Here is a 16,218-nt window from a genome sequence, read left to right as displayed (position 1 = left end):
GGCTATTAAACCTAACTTAAAAATGCGTGGGGGTAGTTTGGCTCACGATTCTGAAAAGATATAATAGAAGGATTCTGAATCACACCGGCATCAATATTTATCGATTTTCGAATAGTTTCATTTGCTTGCCAAGCATCACGTCCAGCTAGAACTGTATCTAGGTAGACAATGAGAGCCGCTGAAATGGAACGCGTTGCACTTTCCCAGAGATAGCTGGGAGTATGATCCACCGCATAATAATCGATGCTTTCATACTTAAACATCGGACTCTTAAATGTGGTCGGTTTGGCAAAAAAGAACCCCATCCCCTCGTCACAACTAACATCAATAATCAGGCTATTGGGTCTAAGGCATGAGCTTTCTGCTTCAGTCACAAAGTCTGTCGGATGGCTCGTTTCTTGGTAAGTCCCGTTTACGATAATATCTGCTTCACTAATCAGTTCAGCCAGCGGTCGCGTAGAACCATCATGTTCCACCACTACCATACGAGCTTCACCCTCAATGCCTTCGCGAATTTTAACGTAGTGGCAATCAAGTACTTCTTCTCGTACTTCATGATCTGGGCGTTGAATACAGATGGTAATATCTCTAAACCCATGTGCTTTAAGTGCATAAATTGCACCGCGACTCACGGAGCCAAAGCTGAAAATGATCGTTTTGCGCTGATCCCCGTAATGCCCGTCAATGCCTTTAAGCTGTAAGGCATGTAACACAGCGCAATAACCTGCCATTTCATTATTCTTATAGAATGTGTGGCGACCAACATTACCATTTGGAGACCAAACAAACATGTCTTCAAAGGCAATGAGTGTCAACTTACGATCCAGTGCCGCTTGGGTAATATCTTGCTGCTGTACACAATGCACATAACCCCATAGGGTTCCGCCTTCTTTCAGTTCTAGTAGGTCAGCGAGTACTGGTTTGGAGATAATAACCCTGCCGATAACCGCCAGTATTTCATGCCGTGTAGCAATACCACCCGTTTGAGCGGCAATCTCAGCATCTGTAATACCAAATGCTGCTCCATAACCTTCTTCAAATATCAATTGGCGGCGAACCGGTTCAGGAACTCGGCTCAAATGCGCTGGGTGAATGGGAAAGCGTCGCTCGTCTTCTTTTTTCGATGTCCCAATAACGCCGACCATTAAACTATTCATATCGCTCCTTTTTTAAGCGATTAATAAACTCATTTCTCACATGAGTTTTTAACTAAACTTTAATATTTCTATTAAAACACTCGCTCATTACATATATTTATTATGTGCTTTAAATATTTTTATGTCACAGCGTAAAATACTGAAATCCACAGCCTAAAAAACAAATAAGCGAAGAAGGTTTTAATATATCGTCTGTGTATGGCACCGATGAAAAAACACGTAATTCATTGCCAAAAGGTTGAGAGATTAAATGATAAAAATGAGGACTTTACTTGTCTTCTCAAAAAGATAAGACGCGTCAAATTAAATACAACCATACCACATATAGGGCTTAATAAGTAAAATAGATAACCCCATACCGAATACTCAATTTACTGATAATACAAACACTAAACACAACAAAGAAAACACATTCAAAAAAAACCTGAATAATAACCATAACAAACAAACAGTTACATTAAAAAAACAAGTTAAAATAATTCGAACAAGCATGAGTGAACAATATAAAACCATATAATCAGGCACATGAAAAAGCCACTTAAAAGCCTATATGGCTGTTATAAAATAAATATGCATACGGAAATTCCAATCAGTGAATTATTGACTTAAATCCAAGTATTTTTCCATAGTGAAGTTAATCAGCTTTACACCTTTTCGTTGAACATTATTCTCTGCAACTTTTGTAAACCCGCGGCGCTCAAAAAATGGTTTAGCTACTATCGATGCCTCAACATATAAACGCCTAAAGCCCCTCGACTTAGCTGCAGTGAGCAGGTGCTCATATAATGCACCAGCCACACCGAGCTCCTGAAAGTGTGGATGCGTATATAGGCAATCGATATGTCCGTCTGTATCTAACTCAATAAAGCCTGCTACTCGATTATTAATCATAGCTAACCACGGCTTTTTAGCAGCTAACCTCGTTGACCACAGGAGATAATCAGGAGGAGTCGAAGCCCACACATTTAGCTGCTCAGGTGTGTATATAGACGTATCTATGCTATGAACTGACTGATGAAATAAATCAGCTATTTCATTAGATCTATCTACCATGAAGGGTTGGACTTTTATCATTATCATACTCACCTGTTAGCCGATTAACCAACGGTAACCCCATAAAAAGGTCATACCACCCAAAATAGGCCAGAGCAGGCTTTTAAAATAGTTAGCCAAAACAATAGCAACACACCCTGCAAGAATTTGTGCCAGCTCAACTTGTAGACCATCATTCTGTTTACTGAAAACAATCGGAGGAATGCATAAAGCGGCCAAAATAGCTGGAGGCAATAGCAAAAGTACTGGCTGGCACTTTGCTAACAACGGCCCTAGCTTTCCGTGTAACTGAATAAAGGAAAGGCGTATCAAGTATGTAGATAAACCACACACAAAAAACAGACCCCATAAGGTAAGATCATTCATGTGGGCGCCCCATAACTGAGTTGAAAGATCGGCCAGCTAAACGAGGCAATACAAGTCCGGCAATAACACCCGTCACAATCGCTAAAATAAAACCGAGGTTATACGGCAGTCCTTGCATAAAAATAGCGGCTAGCCCTGAAACTATCGCAACAATTAATAACAGTCGATTGGTAATCGTCGACATTAGCATTGCAAGAAACGCCAATGGAATCGTAAATCCTAGCATCCATTCAGGCGGGATACTGGCCCCTACAGCAATACCTAAAATAACAGACAGTACCCAGCTCACTAACAACGCCACTGCCGTGCCTAAGTAATAACTAATACGCTCAGCATCCGAGCGCTGTTGCTGATCGGGTGCAATACACAAACCGTATGCTTGGTCGGATAAAATATATGCAAAGGGCAATCGATACCGCTTTTTCAGGGGATAAAAAAGCGGTGCAAACGTAGCGCTATAAATAGCAAAACGTAAATTAATGACGATGGTGGTCAACACAATTACCACAAACGCTGCATTTTCTTGGATAAGCTGCATCGCGGCTAACTGTGCCGACCCCGCAAAAAATAACACCGTCATTCCCATAATGAGTTCAGGGCTCATATCTAGAGCCACACCGTTAGCTCCCACAATTAAACCAAACGGTAACACGCCTGAAACCAGTGGCATCAGATCCCTTACCCCTTGCCAAAACTGCGATCGATAATCCCTCGTCTGCATAGCCAACTATTACCTTTTAAAGAATTAAACAATATTGAGGAAGATTACGCCCACTCACAGGCACGCTCAATATCTTAACGGTGCCCTGTATTGCTTTTATAGGCAAAACACTTTTGCGTAAAAGAGCTAATACCATACCAAGTGAGCCTTAACCTTAGCGATAAATTTTATAACTGCTTACAACAGCAGCTATCACTAGAAGGCTCATTGCATTAATTAAAAATGCTTTACATATAAAATTATATATCGCACTATTGAATAGCGCGATATATAATAATCGTATCAAACAATGTTTGGAGAATAACAATGAAACCAGAAAAAATTCTTTATACCGCATACGCAAAAGCAACCGGTGGCCGTGAAGGTCATATCAAATCAAATGATGGTGCGTTGGATTTAGCACTAACTACACCAAAAGAATTAGGCGGTGCAGGTACATTTGGCGTGAATCCTGAGCAGATGTTTGCCGCAGGATATGCAGCCTGTTTTATTGGTGCACTACGCGTTGTATGCACACGCGAGAAAGTAACCTTCCCTGAAGGTACAATCGTATCCGGTGAAGTCGGTATTGGGCCTATCGGTGATGCTTTTACTGTTACCACCACATTGAACATTTCTCTACCAGGCATTGAGAGTGCTCATGCAAAAGAGTTGATCGACAAAGCACATCATGTATGTCCATACTCTAACGCCACACGTGGTAACCTTGATGTGATACTAAACCTCATATCGTAAAATTATGCATGATAAGGAGATCTACCATGATTAAACGTTCACCTAAACTGTCTCTACCCAAAGTATTACTTACTGCTGCTTTTGCTAGCTTACTGAGCCTAAGCGCACAAGCAGATTGGCATGTAGATAATTCGCAATCTTCATTAAGTTTCATTTCTATTAAAAAAGTAAATGCGGCAGAAATATTCCAGATAACAAAACTGCAGGGTAGCTTAAGCGACACCGGTGCATTAAAGGTTAAGCTTGATTTAGATAGCATCAAGACCCAAGTCGATATCCGTGATATACGATTACGTGAGCACTTATTTGATACGACTAATTTTAAAGTGGCAACGATAGAGGCACAGCTATCAACTGAAATACTCGGTGCCGTTAAACAAGGAGGCATTCTTAACGCCAGCGTTGATGGGGTATTGGATTTTCATGGTTTTAAGAAGCCTATTACGGCCAATATCACTATGATGTCTGATGGCAAAACGATTCTAGCCTCTACGCAACAGCCTATTATTATAAAAGCAGCTGATTTTGGCCTAGATACAGGAATAGAGAAACTGCGAGAACTTGCAGGTTTATCAAATATTGGGCATTCGATCCCAGTTAGTTTCAATCTAGTTTTAAAGTAAAAAAAGTCTCTTATAGGTCATACATAAAACACTATTGTAACGGGGTTAAAATCAACCCCGTTATCAACGGCTGAGCTACTTAAGTAAAACCATTTATTGTCTAACTCAGCCTCAGAAGTAAAAACCTACTTGCCTTGCTCTACACGAGCGCTACACTAATCACAAACTGCTCTCATAGGTAATAATAAAATGACAAACACATCCACACTCTCCCCTATCGATGAGCGGTTGTGCTTTGCCTTATACTCCACCTCTCAAGCTATTATTAAAAAGTACAAAAAAAGCTTAGCAAAGTTGAATATGACGTACCCACAGTACTTAGCGTACCTCGTCTTAAGCGGGCAAGATTCAATGATAGTCAAAGATCTAGGCCAAGCACTCTATCTTGATTCAGCAACACTCACCCCCTTATTAAAACGGATGGAACAATCTGGACTCGTCACCCGCCAAAGAGCCAGCGATGATGAGCGCAAAGTAATGATTAGCCTCACTCCAAAAGCAAAAGCCCTACATGATGATATCGCCACTATCCAAAAAGAAGTTGCCTGCTCAACGGGGCTAGCACCAGAATGCTTTAACGCTTTATTAACACAGTTGCATGACCTCAACCAACAATTAAGAACACCTCAAGCGGATACAACGCCCTGCAGTTAAACTAATTTTCTAGGCACTCCACGCAAGGCTCAGTATCAGGCCTAATTGCACCAGCAAGACACCCGCTGTAAAGTACACCCAAAAAAGTAGGAGGTTGTTTTACCTCTTAATAACAACCCAACTTAATTAGGTAGTCCCAAAATGATTGATAAAGAAGCTGCTGCAAACTTATTCAAAATGGCCGATGAATTTATTGATGTAGCTAATCGCTTAGTGACATCAGACAATAAAGATTTAGAAGATGTTGGCGCAGCATTACGCTATGCAGCGGCACGCTTTAGTGCTCATGAAACAGCGTATAAATCAAAAGATTTAGCAGCAGAACGCAACGATGCATTGGCATGGTTTTCAAACCAATACTCTGAAATGTTAGAAGAGAATTTAGATCAGCACATTGAGCACTTTGAAGCACAAAAAAATAAAACTGAAAGCCACTGATCGACGTTACTCAGCTCCTTGACAAGATCTGATAGAAAATCAGGTCTTTACCTAATTTTACTTTGTGTTAGCGAGCTTAATATCATCGCTATTACTGCTAAATACTTCGTAAGTAAAAACAAGAATATTCTCGACTTACGTCAACGTAAAGCTAGACTAAAAATGACTATTTTCTCGATAGTTATCTAAAATTCAGCTATTTTATTATCTATACTCATATAAATCTTAAGGCCTTTCAGTTGGTATGTTTAGTTCACTGAAGTCTAGACTTTACATTTTAGTTCTCATTGTTGCTTTACCTGGTGTAATAACAATTTTTTTTCAAGCCACACAGGAGAGAGCCTTAGCAATTGAGGAGCATACCGCCCAAGCTGTTGAAACGGCCCGGCGGCTTGCACAGACACAACAAGTGATTATTAATGATACTGAAAAGTATCTAAAATACCTCTCTTCAGTTAAAGAGATCCAAAACCCTAGTAGCGCATCCTGCCAGAATTTTCTTGGTAGTATTCTTAAACTAAATACTGCCTATATCAACATAGGCGTACCAAAATCAGATGGCGAATTACTGTGTAGTGCCTTACCTTTAAATAAAAAGGTAAACGTATTCGATAGAGCCTATTTTCAACACTCATTAAAGAATAAAGAATTTGCGATTGGTACCTATCAGTACGATCGGGTAGCACAAAGAACCAGTGTTAATTTCTCATATCCGGTCATCGACTCCAATGGCACAGTAACCGCAATGACTGTCGTTGTCGTTTCACTAGATTGGTGGAGCAATCAACTTTCAGATTACAACCTTCCTCTAGATTCAATTGCATTTATATCCGATGAAGACACTTCAATCGTAGCAAATTTCCCTATTCAAATTTCTTTACATGGCCTTAAACCACGTCAGTACAACGTCAACATAGAAGCATCACGGGAATACCAACTCAAGACTGAAGTCATTCAAGGTACCGATGGTCTTTTGCGTATATTCACACATAAAACTTTATATAAAAAAGCCAATGGAAAAACAGTAACCGTTAGTGTTGGAATCCCTGTAGACAAGGCTTTAGAGCAAGCAAATTATCAATTCATAACAAACCTTGTGTATTTTTTGGCCTTCCTAGGATTCGTAACTATCTTGGCAATAAAAGGGTTACGTTCAAGTATTTTACAACCTCTACAACAAATTACAGGCGCCACAGAAAAACTTGAGCAAGGTGAGCTAACTGGAAGTTTGCAAACCCATGGAGCCATGGAGTTAACCATACTCGGTGAGCGCTTTAAAAAAATGGCTGAAGCACGTTTACAGGCAGAAAAAGACGCTAAGAAACGTAATAATGAATTAAACGCTATCTTCAGTGCATTACCAGATCTCTATTTCAAACTTAATAAAAATTACATCATTCTTGATTACCGCACATCGTCTCCAAATGATCTTTACGTTACCCCTGAGCTATTTCTTAGTCACAACATGCTAGAAGTTTTACCGCCGGAAATAGGCGATATTTTTCATGAAAAACTTCTTGAATGTGCTGATAATAAGAAAGTAATTACATGGGAATATCCCTTAGAAATTAAGGGGAAACTCGAATTCTTTGAAGCACGAGCAAATACGATAAGTAATTCTAGCGACATTATTCTTGTTATCCGAAATATTTCTCGAAAGAAAGAATATGAAGAGTCATTGTTATTGTCGGCATCCGTTTTTAAAAACAGCAGTGAATGTATGATGGTTACCGATCAGTACGCCTCTATTATTGATGTTAACCCAGCTTTTACCAAAGTTACTGGCTATACAAAAGAAGAGATCCTAGGCCGTAAAACAAGCACCTTATCATCGGGTCATCAAGATAAAGCTTTTTACAATACGATGTGGGCAGCCTTAACAGAGTTTGGGTGTTGGGAAGGAGAAATTTACAACCGCAGAAAAAATGGTGAAGTCTTTCCCGAATGGCTCAATATTAATAGCATTTACGATGAACATAATCAGGTTGTTCAATATGTCGCACTCTATCGTGATATCTCTGAACAGAAAAAAGCTACGGAGCTAATTTGGCAACAAGCGCACTACGATCACCTTACCGGACTGCCCAATCGAAAAACGTTGATTGACCACCTAACTCACGAAATTACCAAAGCCCAACGTCATGATCTTCTATTAGCCACTCTGTTTCTAGATCTCGACCAATTCAAACACGTCAATGATACGCTAGGGCATGATAAGGGTGACCAGCTACTTAAACTGGTTGCAACACGGCTCTCAGCCAATGTTCGATCAGAAGACCTGATTGGCCGACAAGGCGGAGATGAGTTTATCATTATAATGGGGAGTCTCCCGAGCACATCCCCTGTCATTAGAGTCGCTGAAGAAATCAGACATAGTTTCATCGAACCCTTCGAGATTGAAGGAAAAGCAATACATATCTCAGTGAGTATTGGTATTTCCTTTTACCCTCACAATGGATGTAATAGCGCCGAATTATTAAAGACATCCGACCAAGCCATGTACGCTGCCAAGGAATCTGGCCGAAACTGTTTCCACTGTTTTACTAAGTCAATGCAAGATGATGTGGTGCAACGCATGCAGTTAATCAATGATTTGCACCTTGCTCTTGAGTCTGAACAGTTTCAACTTTATTTTCAGCCAATTGTTTGCTTAACGACAGGAAAAGCATACAAAGCTGAAGCCCTCATTCGTTGGAACCATCCAGTACATGGGTTAGTCCCGCCGTGTGACTTCATACCTCTTGCCGAAGAGACGCGGCTCATAACAGGTATAGGTGAGTGGGTGTTCAACGAAGGCTGTCGATCATTAAAGCAATTACAGCAAGCGTTTGGACCTGACTTTGAACTAAGTATCAACGTATCCCCCGTTCAGTTTTTAGAATCAGAAACGGGGCTCCTTCCATGGCTTGAAAAATTAACGGAGTATGGCATCAACGCATCATCTCTCGTTATAGAAATTACCGAAGGGCTGTTAATGACAAGCAGTGAGGAAAGCTTATCAACACTGATTAATTTTAGGGATGCAGGTATTCAGGTCGCACTTGATGACTTTGGAACCGGTTATTCCTCGCTGGCATATATCCAGCAATATGATATTGATTACCTTAAAATAGACAGAGAGTTTGTTAGACAACTGCCAGAATCTATTGATTCTAGCGTTTTATGTGAATCTATCGTTGTTATGGCACATAGACTTGGAATCAAAGTGATCGCAGAAGGTATAGAGACAAAGGGGCAGGAAAAGGTGCTTGCGCAAATGAAATGTGATTATGCTCAAGGATATTTGTATTCTAAACCAATACCACTCAGTGAATTTATAAGTAGGTCGTTTTAGAGGGAAGAAAGCTAATAACTACTTACTTTTCTCTTATTGGTTGCGTATTTACACTAGAGTCACTCGTTTTCTTTCCAGATTTTCGAATCAATTTTTTCTTCACATTATCCAGCTTAATAACATAGCCATTACCACCAATCCCACTAAAGACTTCATCGGTGAAAACAATAATATTGTCAGTATAAAACGCAACAGCCTCTTTTTGAGTCACTATTCCAAGATCAATTTGATATATATCACCAGAGAAAAAATCATCACCTTGCCAGTTTTCAAATAGCCATAAACGCTCTGAATCTAACAACACCAACTTGCTCCTATCAGGACTTAGTGCCGCAGAGGTCACCCAACATAACTCTTTAATAATAGTGCAGGTAGAGAACTCATTTATGTATTGTGCTTTAAAGTTTCCGGCATAATCACCAATACGATAAAGGCGTGTTTTACCATCAAATGGGCTAGAACGATTTTTAGTGAAAAGATAAAGGCTACGTTTGAAGTAAATAAATGCTTCTACATCGTAATGCGCATTTTTACGGACGTTTTCATCTAAACCAGCCTTAAATTCAGGATTAGTAAACTTGATTATCTCTGCACGTGTAGTATCAGATTTTATATCGGTAGGGTTTTCAATTTTATAAATCGTCAACCATTGGCGGTCATTATCATTGTTGCCAAAATCACCAATAAAGAAATGTCCAAAATCGTCTTGGGTCATATCCTCCCAATCCCAGTTTTTTGCATTTTCTATTTTAATGCTGCGTTCAACCTTCCCTACACCATCGAGCTGATACAATCGGGGAAAGTCGCCACCATCATTTATGGCCCACAACTGCTGCTTTTTATCGAACTCTATACCCGATATTTCTTCCAACTGTTCATCAAAGCTGACAAATTTAGTGCTATTTAACAAAAAGGTTCTGTAAATCAGTAAGCTAACAAAAGCTACAAAACAGATGATAAGAAGACTATAGATTGATTTTTTAGTAAGCATTAAGAAAGGTACATCATTAGATTTTTCAATATTGTAACGCAAAAATTGAAGAGGGTAGCCTACGAAAACAAGATAGAATTAGAAGCTGAAAAAGTGGCTTCTATAAGATGGCCAGGAAATGATGTGCCTGTTACACAAGAATAGAAGCCAAGGATGTAAAGAATGAATACATGCATGAAAATATCCGAACCTTGATGCGTTAAGACTAACAGTATTGCTTAGTGTTTCCATTAATGCGCATAAACGGCTTGTCTGCACGGGTGTTTATGATGATCAAAGTGACTATTTAGTGTTCTCATCCACATATCTGATTTCGCTTTACAAGCCCTGTCTAAATACTCTCTATTCACTTTACACTTTTTTACGCACTTGAGATTTATCGTCTCCATTCCCAAAATCCAAGTACGTTATAAAAGAATGCTATCAATCACAGATATGTAGGCAGTTAAAATCCTGTTAATTAAGCCTTTCCGCAACAGCTATCTTTGAACTACCCGCTTTATAAGACTGAGCCATGACATTCTGTTTTATTGTGGTTGATGATGTCCGAGGGTTATAAAGCACTTGGCTGATCTGCTTCCCTGCTGATTTCAGATAAGACTCCACCGCTAGATTGTGAGGCTTGTTCCCCCAATCTTCGCCAATCACGAAAATATCAGCATTCACTTCTTTGCAACCAGATACATATTCCAGCTCATCATAAGAACGCACAATATCTACACAACGCAGAGCTTGCAGCATCTCCATGCGTTGCTCAAGAGGAATAACAGGCACATTAGGCTTATAGGAATTTACAACTCGATCTGAGGCAACGCCAACGGCCAAAACACCACCTAATGATTTACAGTACTCTAGTAAAGCAAGGTGGCCTACATGTAACAAATCAAACGTACCTACGGTATATACAATCATGTGCTGTTTAATCTCTCAAAAATAATTATCAGTGCCAATTTCTATCAACAGGTTTATTACTGCTAATAACGGCTACAAAAGTTTCCAAACATAAATACTTGTTATTCCGAGCGTATAAAACGCAAGCAAAAAAACATTCCTTGGATTGCCAGAGAATTTTGGCGTTTTAATCTGAGATACATTGAGGACTGCCAACCCTAGGGCACTGATATAGAGGAGTACTGAGAAAAATCCAATGGGAAAAATACTCTCTAAAAGAAAGATAAAAACCAATATAATGTTGTTGTTATCCAGTGCCAGCCCTGTGTATTTAGACTCGTCAGACAAACCAAAGGTGCTGAAGTAGCTCAAGCGTATCGCGCTAGCAGCAAGTACGATAAAAGCGACAGGCAGGAATATTGGATCAAACTTCCCAAAACTGAGCAACAGAATTGCCGGTGTAACGCCATAGCTCACTATGTCTATTAACAGATCAAGTTGACCACCAAAAATGCGATCACTTCCTGTACGCCCTTTCATTCTTCGTGCAACCAGACCATCGGCCCAATCAAAGGCAACGGCCCAGATCATGCCAATCATTGCGGCATAGTAAACACCCGTAATGCTGAAGTAGATCGCTAATACCGTGCAGGCTAATCCAGCAAGTGAGCACAAATTAGGTAGATCTTTTACATAGGAAATAATAGTGGGTTGTAACTCTTGGACTTCTTCGTTGCCTGTGGTCATGGTGCTCCTAAAAGGAATAAGTACAAATAAAGGGCGCACCTGTATTCACGCATAAAAAATTTCACGCGCGGCGTCTCTCTGTTCAAACGAACAGAATTACACAAAAAATCTAGCTGTTCTCATTAAGATAGAGAAATGCAAATAACAGGTGCTATGAATCTAATCTATTCGCTTGCGAGCAAATAGAATCGCGATAAGGAGGATAGAGGCGTGTTGGCCAGTAGGCTCGATACAGGGAAAGACTAACCGTTTGACTATACGCCCTATTTGGTCTGGCGCACAGCGGTTTGATTTTTTAAGCATAAGGCGAGTGATTGGTTGTGGTTCAAAATGGGAACATCTAGCGCTCCCTATGCATGCCAACACTCAATTATGTATTTTTCAGCGAGAGTGACATCTCATGCCAGTGAAGCCCACCATGATCAGAGTCTGACTCACCGAGATGAACAAAACCGTGCTTAGCGTACATGTCAATTAGCTCAGTTTGGCAAATTAAATATATTTCTGTTTTGGCTAGTTCTCGCATAATACGAATGAAACTGCTCATTAATTTATCAGCCATACCGTTGCCTTGGTATTTTGGATGAACAACAACAGACATAATAACAATATGCTCGCCACTTGGATCATGACCGATTAGTTCTTTAAACTCCTCGTCTGATAGCACTACGTTATGAGTTGCTCCAGCATTGATAAAACCAATGATTTCTTCTTGGTTTTCTAGAACAATAAAGCCTTGGGGATATGTTGTAATTCGCTTTAGTATTTTTTCTTTTGTAGCAGCCTCATCACCAGCATAAGACACAGACTCTATTTCAAAGCATCTATCAAGATCTTCTTCTCTTACAGAGCGAATAGTTAACTCAGACATACAGTGATAATACTCCTAACCTATACTTAAAATGCGAACAGTTGCAGGGTAGCGCATGTTTAGCTTGCACCACACTAAACATGCACTCACCTTTGCACATTCCGAAAGAGCATAAACCACTTACTTTAAAAATCAATGAGTTAACACATAAGTATATAAAGAATAATACAGACACAAAGGCGCAGTGCTCTGAATTAAGCAACTGCGTTTTGATTATTTGCTTTAACGCTTAGAAATTAAATTTTCCGTTTTCATTTTTCCAATCTGCTTTCGCTGGAATGGTTTCTATTGTGTCCCAATGCTCAACAATTTTGCCACCTTCAAGACGGAACAAGTCATAGAAGGCAACATGCTCATTTAAAAACTGCCCTTCACTAATACTCAGCACGAAATTACCTTGTCCAAGTATTTTATGGTTTTGCGTATAGACCATAGGCACTCCCTGCTCTGCCAAAGCCCCAAGAGCGGCACCTAAAGCACCTAAACCATCACCAATCGCTGCATTATGTTGCAAGTAATTTTGCTCTTCTGTGCCAATATAGTCAGTAATCTTATCCATCTCACCTTTGATTAAGATAGTTTCAACAAAACCGGCAATGATCTGTTTATTTACTAAGGTTTTATCCAGATCCCGAATTTCAGTCGGGCCATCTAATTGCGTACGACCACTTGGGTTAGGTTCTGTCTTTTCAGCGAGGTTATCCCAATGCTCAACGATTAACCCCTCTTCGAAACGAAAGATATCAAACCCAACTTTAGGCCCAAAGAAATTATAATTGGTGTGCAGTACAACGTATTCACCATCTTGAAAAGCGCGCTTAACATCAGCCTTTGCACTGCCTTTAGGTAGCGCTTGAAGCACAGCACCAAAACCAGCCAAACCATCGCCCACCGCAAGATTATGTTGAATGTACTTCTCAGGATTTATGTAAGCAACAGGCGCTTGATCGCCCGTTTCAATACTTCTGATCAGGCTAACCGCTTTATCTGTGATAGACAGGCTCATCTCTTTATCCTCGGTTATTGCAAAGCATCCAGTGGATGCCAAAATTGCAGTAGTCATTGCTGCGCTAGTAATCAGTTTCGTGAATTTTTTATTCATTTTCGTCTCCAAATAAGATGACGATAGATTACTAGTGAGCAACAGAATTAGCGCGGTGAGAGAGAGCCTAAAAATGGTGAATATCGAACCTTATTCGTTTTTGGGTGATTTTTTAGTACGACACGTTAAGAGGAAGTACGAGCATATAGCTTTCTAAAATCGGAAGGCGTGTAGTGTGCGTGTTTCTTAAAATACTTCACAAAATTACTGGCATCATTAAAGCCTAGGTCCCATGCCAGCTGCTGAGTGGTACAGTTGTCTATCACCAAACGTCGCTTAGCCTCCAGCAGTGTATAGGCGTCGATTAATTGTTTAGCGGTTTGTCCGGTCCCTTTCTTACAAACTTGATTCAGCGTTTTATACGTAGTGTGTAGTTTATCTGCATACAGGCTAGCATCCCGCATCGTCGTAAAATTACTATGCAGCAGACTTAGAAAACGATTAAGTCTATCCATTTGTCCCGTTGAAAGCGTATTATTATCGGCCTCAGGCTGCTCTCTTCTTAACATCAGCAACAAACAAGAAAATAAATGCATTAAGATAAGCACATCTCTACTTGGGTTTGCCAACTCTTTAGATAACTCCTCCATCAACAGTACACAGCTAGCCAAGCCTGCTTTATAAGGTTTAATCACAGGCTGATAGTTAACACCCAAGTGATTAGGTGAAAAGCCAGGCATGCGCATATTGTTAAGCACCAGCTCTACAAAAGATCCTGTAAAAAGTAGCACCTCACCTTTTGTCTCAGCATCCAAATCATAGGCATGTACTTGGTCAGGGTGAACCAGAATAAAACTACCTGGTTCAAAACTGTATTCAATAAAGTCGATAAGATGCTTACCTGCCCCTTGCTCGACAAAGATAAGATTATAAAAATTTAAGCGATGAGGTGTGATTGGAGTAGGCTCGATAACTTGAGCTCTGTTATATAGATCTTCAAGACGAATCGATTCAATACCAATATTACCGGCTTTTTGATAATTGAAGGCTATTTCAGGAAAATCCATGATGGTTAATACCATTACCTAAGGGATTAGAACAAATTTACTACATGCTTTTTCTCAAGGAACTCTTTTTGAGCTGCCGCGAGAGAGGATAACGGAAAAGTTTTCTCTGAAATCGCATCAGATGAGACAAAGCGCCCTCCTACTAGCTTTCAGTTTTTATGAAGAAAATACTGGTTCCCATACCTATAAACAAACCACCGCTTAAACGATGAAACCACTTCACGTTTTTTTCATTGGATAAGAAGCCTTTTGCTCGCTGTGCTAAATAGCCATAAGTTGACAATGATAAGAAAGAAAACACCATAAATATAAGTGTCATCAGCATGAACTGCGGAATAACCGGGTGAGCCGTATCTAAAAACTGAGGGAACAGTGCAGCAAAGAAAAGTATAGGTTTTGGGTTCGTTGCCGCAACAAATAGCCCCTCTTTAAAATAAGATAACAAAGTCCGGTTTGTACCCGTTGTATTTTGGGTTTTGCTCGATAACGTTTTATTATTTGGCCCAATTTTTTTTGAAGAAAGTTGGCGTATACCTAAGTAAATCAGATATGAAGCACCTATGATTTTGACAGCTGCAAACAAAGTCGAAGATGCCAAGAGCACAGCACTTAGGCCGCTAATAGATAACGTTGATAAGAACATTAAACCAATAATGTTACCCAAAGCAGAAACCATCACTACTTTATTTCCATTCATCGCACCATTATAGATAGCCAACAAAATAGCTGGACCTGGGCTGATAACATAAAAAAATGAAACCAAAATGTAGATGAGTAAAGTATCAGTATTCATAAATCCCTCTAAGCAACATCATAGTTGTATATCATAGGTACGTTTTAGTACCCGCAAAAAGCCGCACCGACTAATCTACAGGTTACTATCATTTTGAGAAGTAACCAGACGCCACAACTTTTTGGGTTTCAACATCTCCAGGAACAACTGTTGTCCAGCCTTCTGTAATGCTACACCTGAGCTTAGTGAGATCTTGATTTTCAGGAGAGTGATAAAAGAGTTGTGCCGCTTCAAAACTTTCAAATTCCAATATGACCATATGAGTTAACATCTCACCTTCAAGAGCTTTCGTCGGGCTACCGACTATTACTTTAGCGCCATACTTCTCATTGATAGGTAACGACAATTGAGTGAGTTCATCAATTCTACTGCGATCAGTGATCTTGTAATGATGTATAACATATCCAGCCATATTCACCTCTACTGTAAGTTGTGCCGTTCATAAAGCTGGCATCACGGCGGACTAAACACTGATAGACAAGCCGCTGCCCCTGCTGATTACGAGTAGTTTACTACATCAAAATTCATGTACAGAACGTCAAATGGAAGGTGTGGGGCTTTCAAAAGCAACACACCCAATACCAATGCTTCCACTTGTGTATATAAAATACTCTTCACCCCTATCAAAATCAGATAAGACCCAGTCTTTGTTACAAAAAGAAGGGTGCTTGGGGTTGTTATCAATATTTAGACCAAACTCTGTTGCTACATCTTGGTTTGATATTTTTATGATTG

At 39.9% G+C, this 16,218-nt stretch carries 17 protein-coding genes and 1 pseudogene; 5 read left to right on the top strand and 13 right to left on the bottom strand.

Annotation, left to right across the window (positions count from 1 at the left end; genetic code table 11):
- Nucleotides 1–11 precede the first annotated feature (11 nt).
- From QZZ55_RS05785 to QZZ55_RS05770, 4 genes are all read right to left on the bottom strand, one after another.
- The gene (locus QZZ55_RS05785) at nt 12–1,157 is read right to left on the bottom strand and encodes a N(5)-(carboxyethyl)ornithine synthase (RefSeq protein ID WP_293266261.1); all 1,146 of its coding nucleotides are present in this window, start codon (nt 1,155–1,157) and stop codon (nt 12–14) included.
- A 597-nt stretch (nt 1,158–1,754) separates the two neighbouring features.
- Entirely contained in the window at nt 1,755–2,231 is a 477-nt protein-coding gene (locus QZZ55_RS05780; protein WP_293266259.1) for a GNAT family N-acetyltransferase, read from the bottom strand.
- Between the two features lie 15 nt (nt 2,232–2,246).
- Nucleotides 2,247–2,576, bottom strand: coding sequence for an AzlD domain-containing protein (locus QZZ55_RS05775; protein WP_293266257.1), 330 nt, complete (start codon nt 2,574–2,576; stop codon nt 2,247–2,249).
- The gene (locus QZZ55_RS05770) at nt 2,569–3,297 is read right to left on the bottom strand and encodes an AzlC family ABC transporter permease (protein WP_293266255.1); all 729 of its coding nucleotides are present in this window, start codon (nt 3,295–3,297) and stop codon (nt 2,569–2,571) included. The genes QZZ55_RS05775 and QZZ55_RS05770 overlap by 8 nt, the downstream gene beginning before the upstream one ends.
- A gap of 306 nt (nt 3,298–3,603) precedes the next feature.
- Between QZZ55_RS05770 and QZZ55_RS05765 the strand changes: the two genes are divergently transcribed.
- The 5 genes from QZZ55_RS05765 (at nt 3,604) to QZZ55_RS05745 (ending at nt 9,081) form a co-directional block, all read left to right on the top strand.
- Nucleotides 3,604–4,032: an organic hydroperoxide resistance protein gene (locus QZZ55_RS05765; protein ID WP_293266253.1), complete on the top strand. Its 429-nt coding sequence runs from the start codon at nt 3,604–3,606 to the stop codon at nt 4,030–4,032.
- Nucleotides 4,033–4,058: 26 nt separating this feature from the next.
- Nucleotides 4,059–4,655, top strand: coding sequence for a YceI family protein (locus QZZ55_RS05760; RefSeq protein ID WP_293266251.1), 597 nt, complete (start codon nt 4,059–4,061; stop codon nt 4,653–4,655).
- A gap of 189 nt (nt 4,656–4,844) precedes the next feature.
- On the top strand, nt 4,845–5,309 hold the full coding sequence (locus QZZ55_RS05755; protein WP_293266249.1) for a MarR family transcriptional regulator: 465 nt from the start codon (nt 4,845–4,847) through the stop codon (nt 5,307–5,309).
- A gap of 141 nt (nt 5,310–5,450) precedes the next feature.
- Entirely contained in the window at nt 5,451–5,747 is a 297-nt protein-coding gene (locus tag QZZ55_RS05750) for a DUF3144 domain-containing protein (protein WP_293266247.1), read from the top strand.
- Nucleotides 5,748–5,991: 244 nt separating this feature from the next.
- On the top strand, nt 5,992–9,081 hold the full coding sequence (locus QZZ55_RS05745) for an EAL domain-containing protein (RefSeq protein ID WP_293266245.1): 3,090 nt from the start codon (nt 5,992–5,994) through the stop codon (nt 9,079–9,081).
- Nucleotides 9,082–9,103: 22 nt separating this feature from the next.
- Here QZZ55_RS05745 and QZZ55_RS05740 read toward each other — a convergent pair whose 3' ends face one another.
- The 9 genes and pseudogenes from QZZ55_RS05740 to QZZ55_RS05700 all read right to left on the bottom strand — a co-directional run.
- Nucleotides 9,104–9,991 carry a hypothetical protein gene (locus tag QZZ55_RS05740; protein WP_293266243.1) on the bottom strand — a complete coding sequence of 296 codons (888 nt, stop codon included), beginning with the start codon at nt 9,989–9,991 and terminating at the stop codon, nt 9,104–9,106.
- A 537-nt stretch (nt 9,992–10,528) separates the two neighbouring features.
- Nucleotides 10,529–10,984: an adenylyltransferase/cytidyltransferase family protein gene (locus QZZ55_RS05735; RefSeq protein ID WP_293266241.1), complete on the bottom strand. Its 456-nt coding sequence runs from the start codon at nt 10,982–10,984 to the stop codon at nt 10,529–10,531.
- Between the two features lie 72 nt (nt 10,985–11,056).
- Nucleotides 11,057–11,710 (bottom strand): CDP-alcohol phosphatidyltransferase family protein, encoded by a 654-nt coding sequence (locus QZZ55_RS05730; protein ID WP_293266239.1) that lies wholly within the window; start codon nt 11,708–11,710, stop codon nt 11,057–11,059.
- Between the two features lie 370 nt (nt 11,711–12,080).
- Nucleotides 12,081–12,581, bottom strand: a complete 501-nt coding sequence (locus QZZ55_RS05725; RefSeq protein WP_293266237.1) for a GNAT family N-acetyltransferase — start codon at nt 12,579–12,581, stop codon at nt 12,081–12,083.
- Between the two features lie 229 nt (nt 12,582–12,810).
- Nucleotides 12,811–13,683, bottom strand: a complete 873-nt coding sequence (locus QZZ55_RS05720) for a hypothetical protein (RefSeq protein ID WP_293266235.1) — start codon at nt 13,681–13,683, stop codon at nt 12,811–12,813.
- A 125-nt stretch (nt 13,684–13,808) separates the two neighbouring features.
- Entirely contained in the window at nt 13,809–14,690 is an 882-nt protein-coding gene (locus QZZ55_RS05715; RefSeq protein ID WP_293266233.1) for a helix-turn-helix transcriptional regulator, read from the bottom strand.
- A gap of 142 nt (nt 14,691–14,832) precedes the next feature.
- The gene (locus QZZ55_RS05710; protein ID WP_293266231.1) at nt 14,833–15,483 is read right to left on the bottom strand and encodes a LysE family translocator; all 651 of its coding nucleotides are present in this window, start codon (nt 15,481–15,483) and stop codon (nt 14,833–14,835) included.
- 88 nt (nt 15,484–15,571) lie between these two features.
- Nucleotides 15,572–15,895, bottom strand: a complete 324-nt coding sequence (locus tag QZZ55_RS05705; protein ID WP_293266229.1) for a DUF1330 domain-containing protein — start codon at nt 15,893–15,895, stop codon at nt 15,572–15,574.
- A 126-nt stretch (nt 15,896–16,021) separates the two neighbouring features.
- Nucleotides 16,022–16,218: pseudogene (locus tag QZZ55_RS05700) on the bottom strand (GNAT family N-acetyltransferase); the annotation flags it as partial.

It is taken from the genome of Neptunomonas sp. (assembly GCF_016744175.1).
In the GTDB taxonomy this organism is placed as follows: domain Bacteria; phylum Pseudomonadota; class Gammaproteobacteria; order Pseudomonadales; family Balneatricaceae; genus Neptunomonas.
Note: the sequence above shows the minus strand (reverse complement) of the source record. Positions and strands in the feature narration are given on the sequence as shown.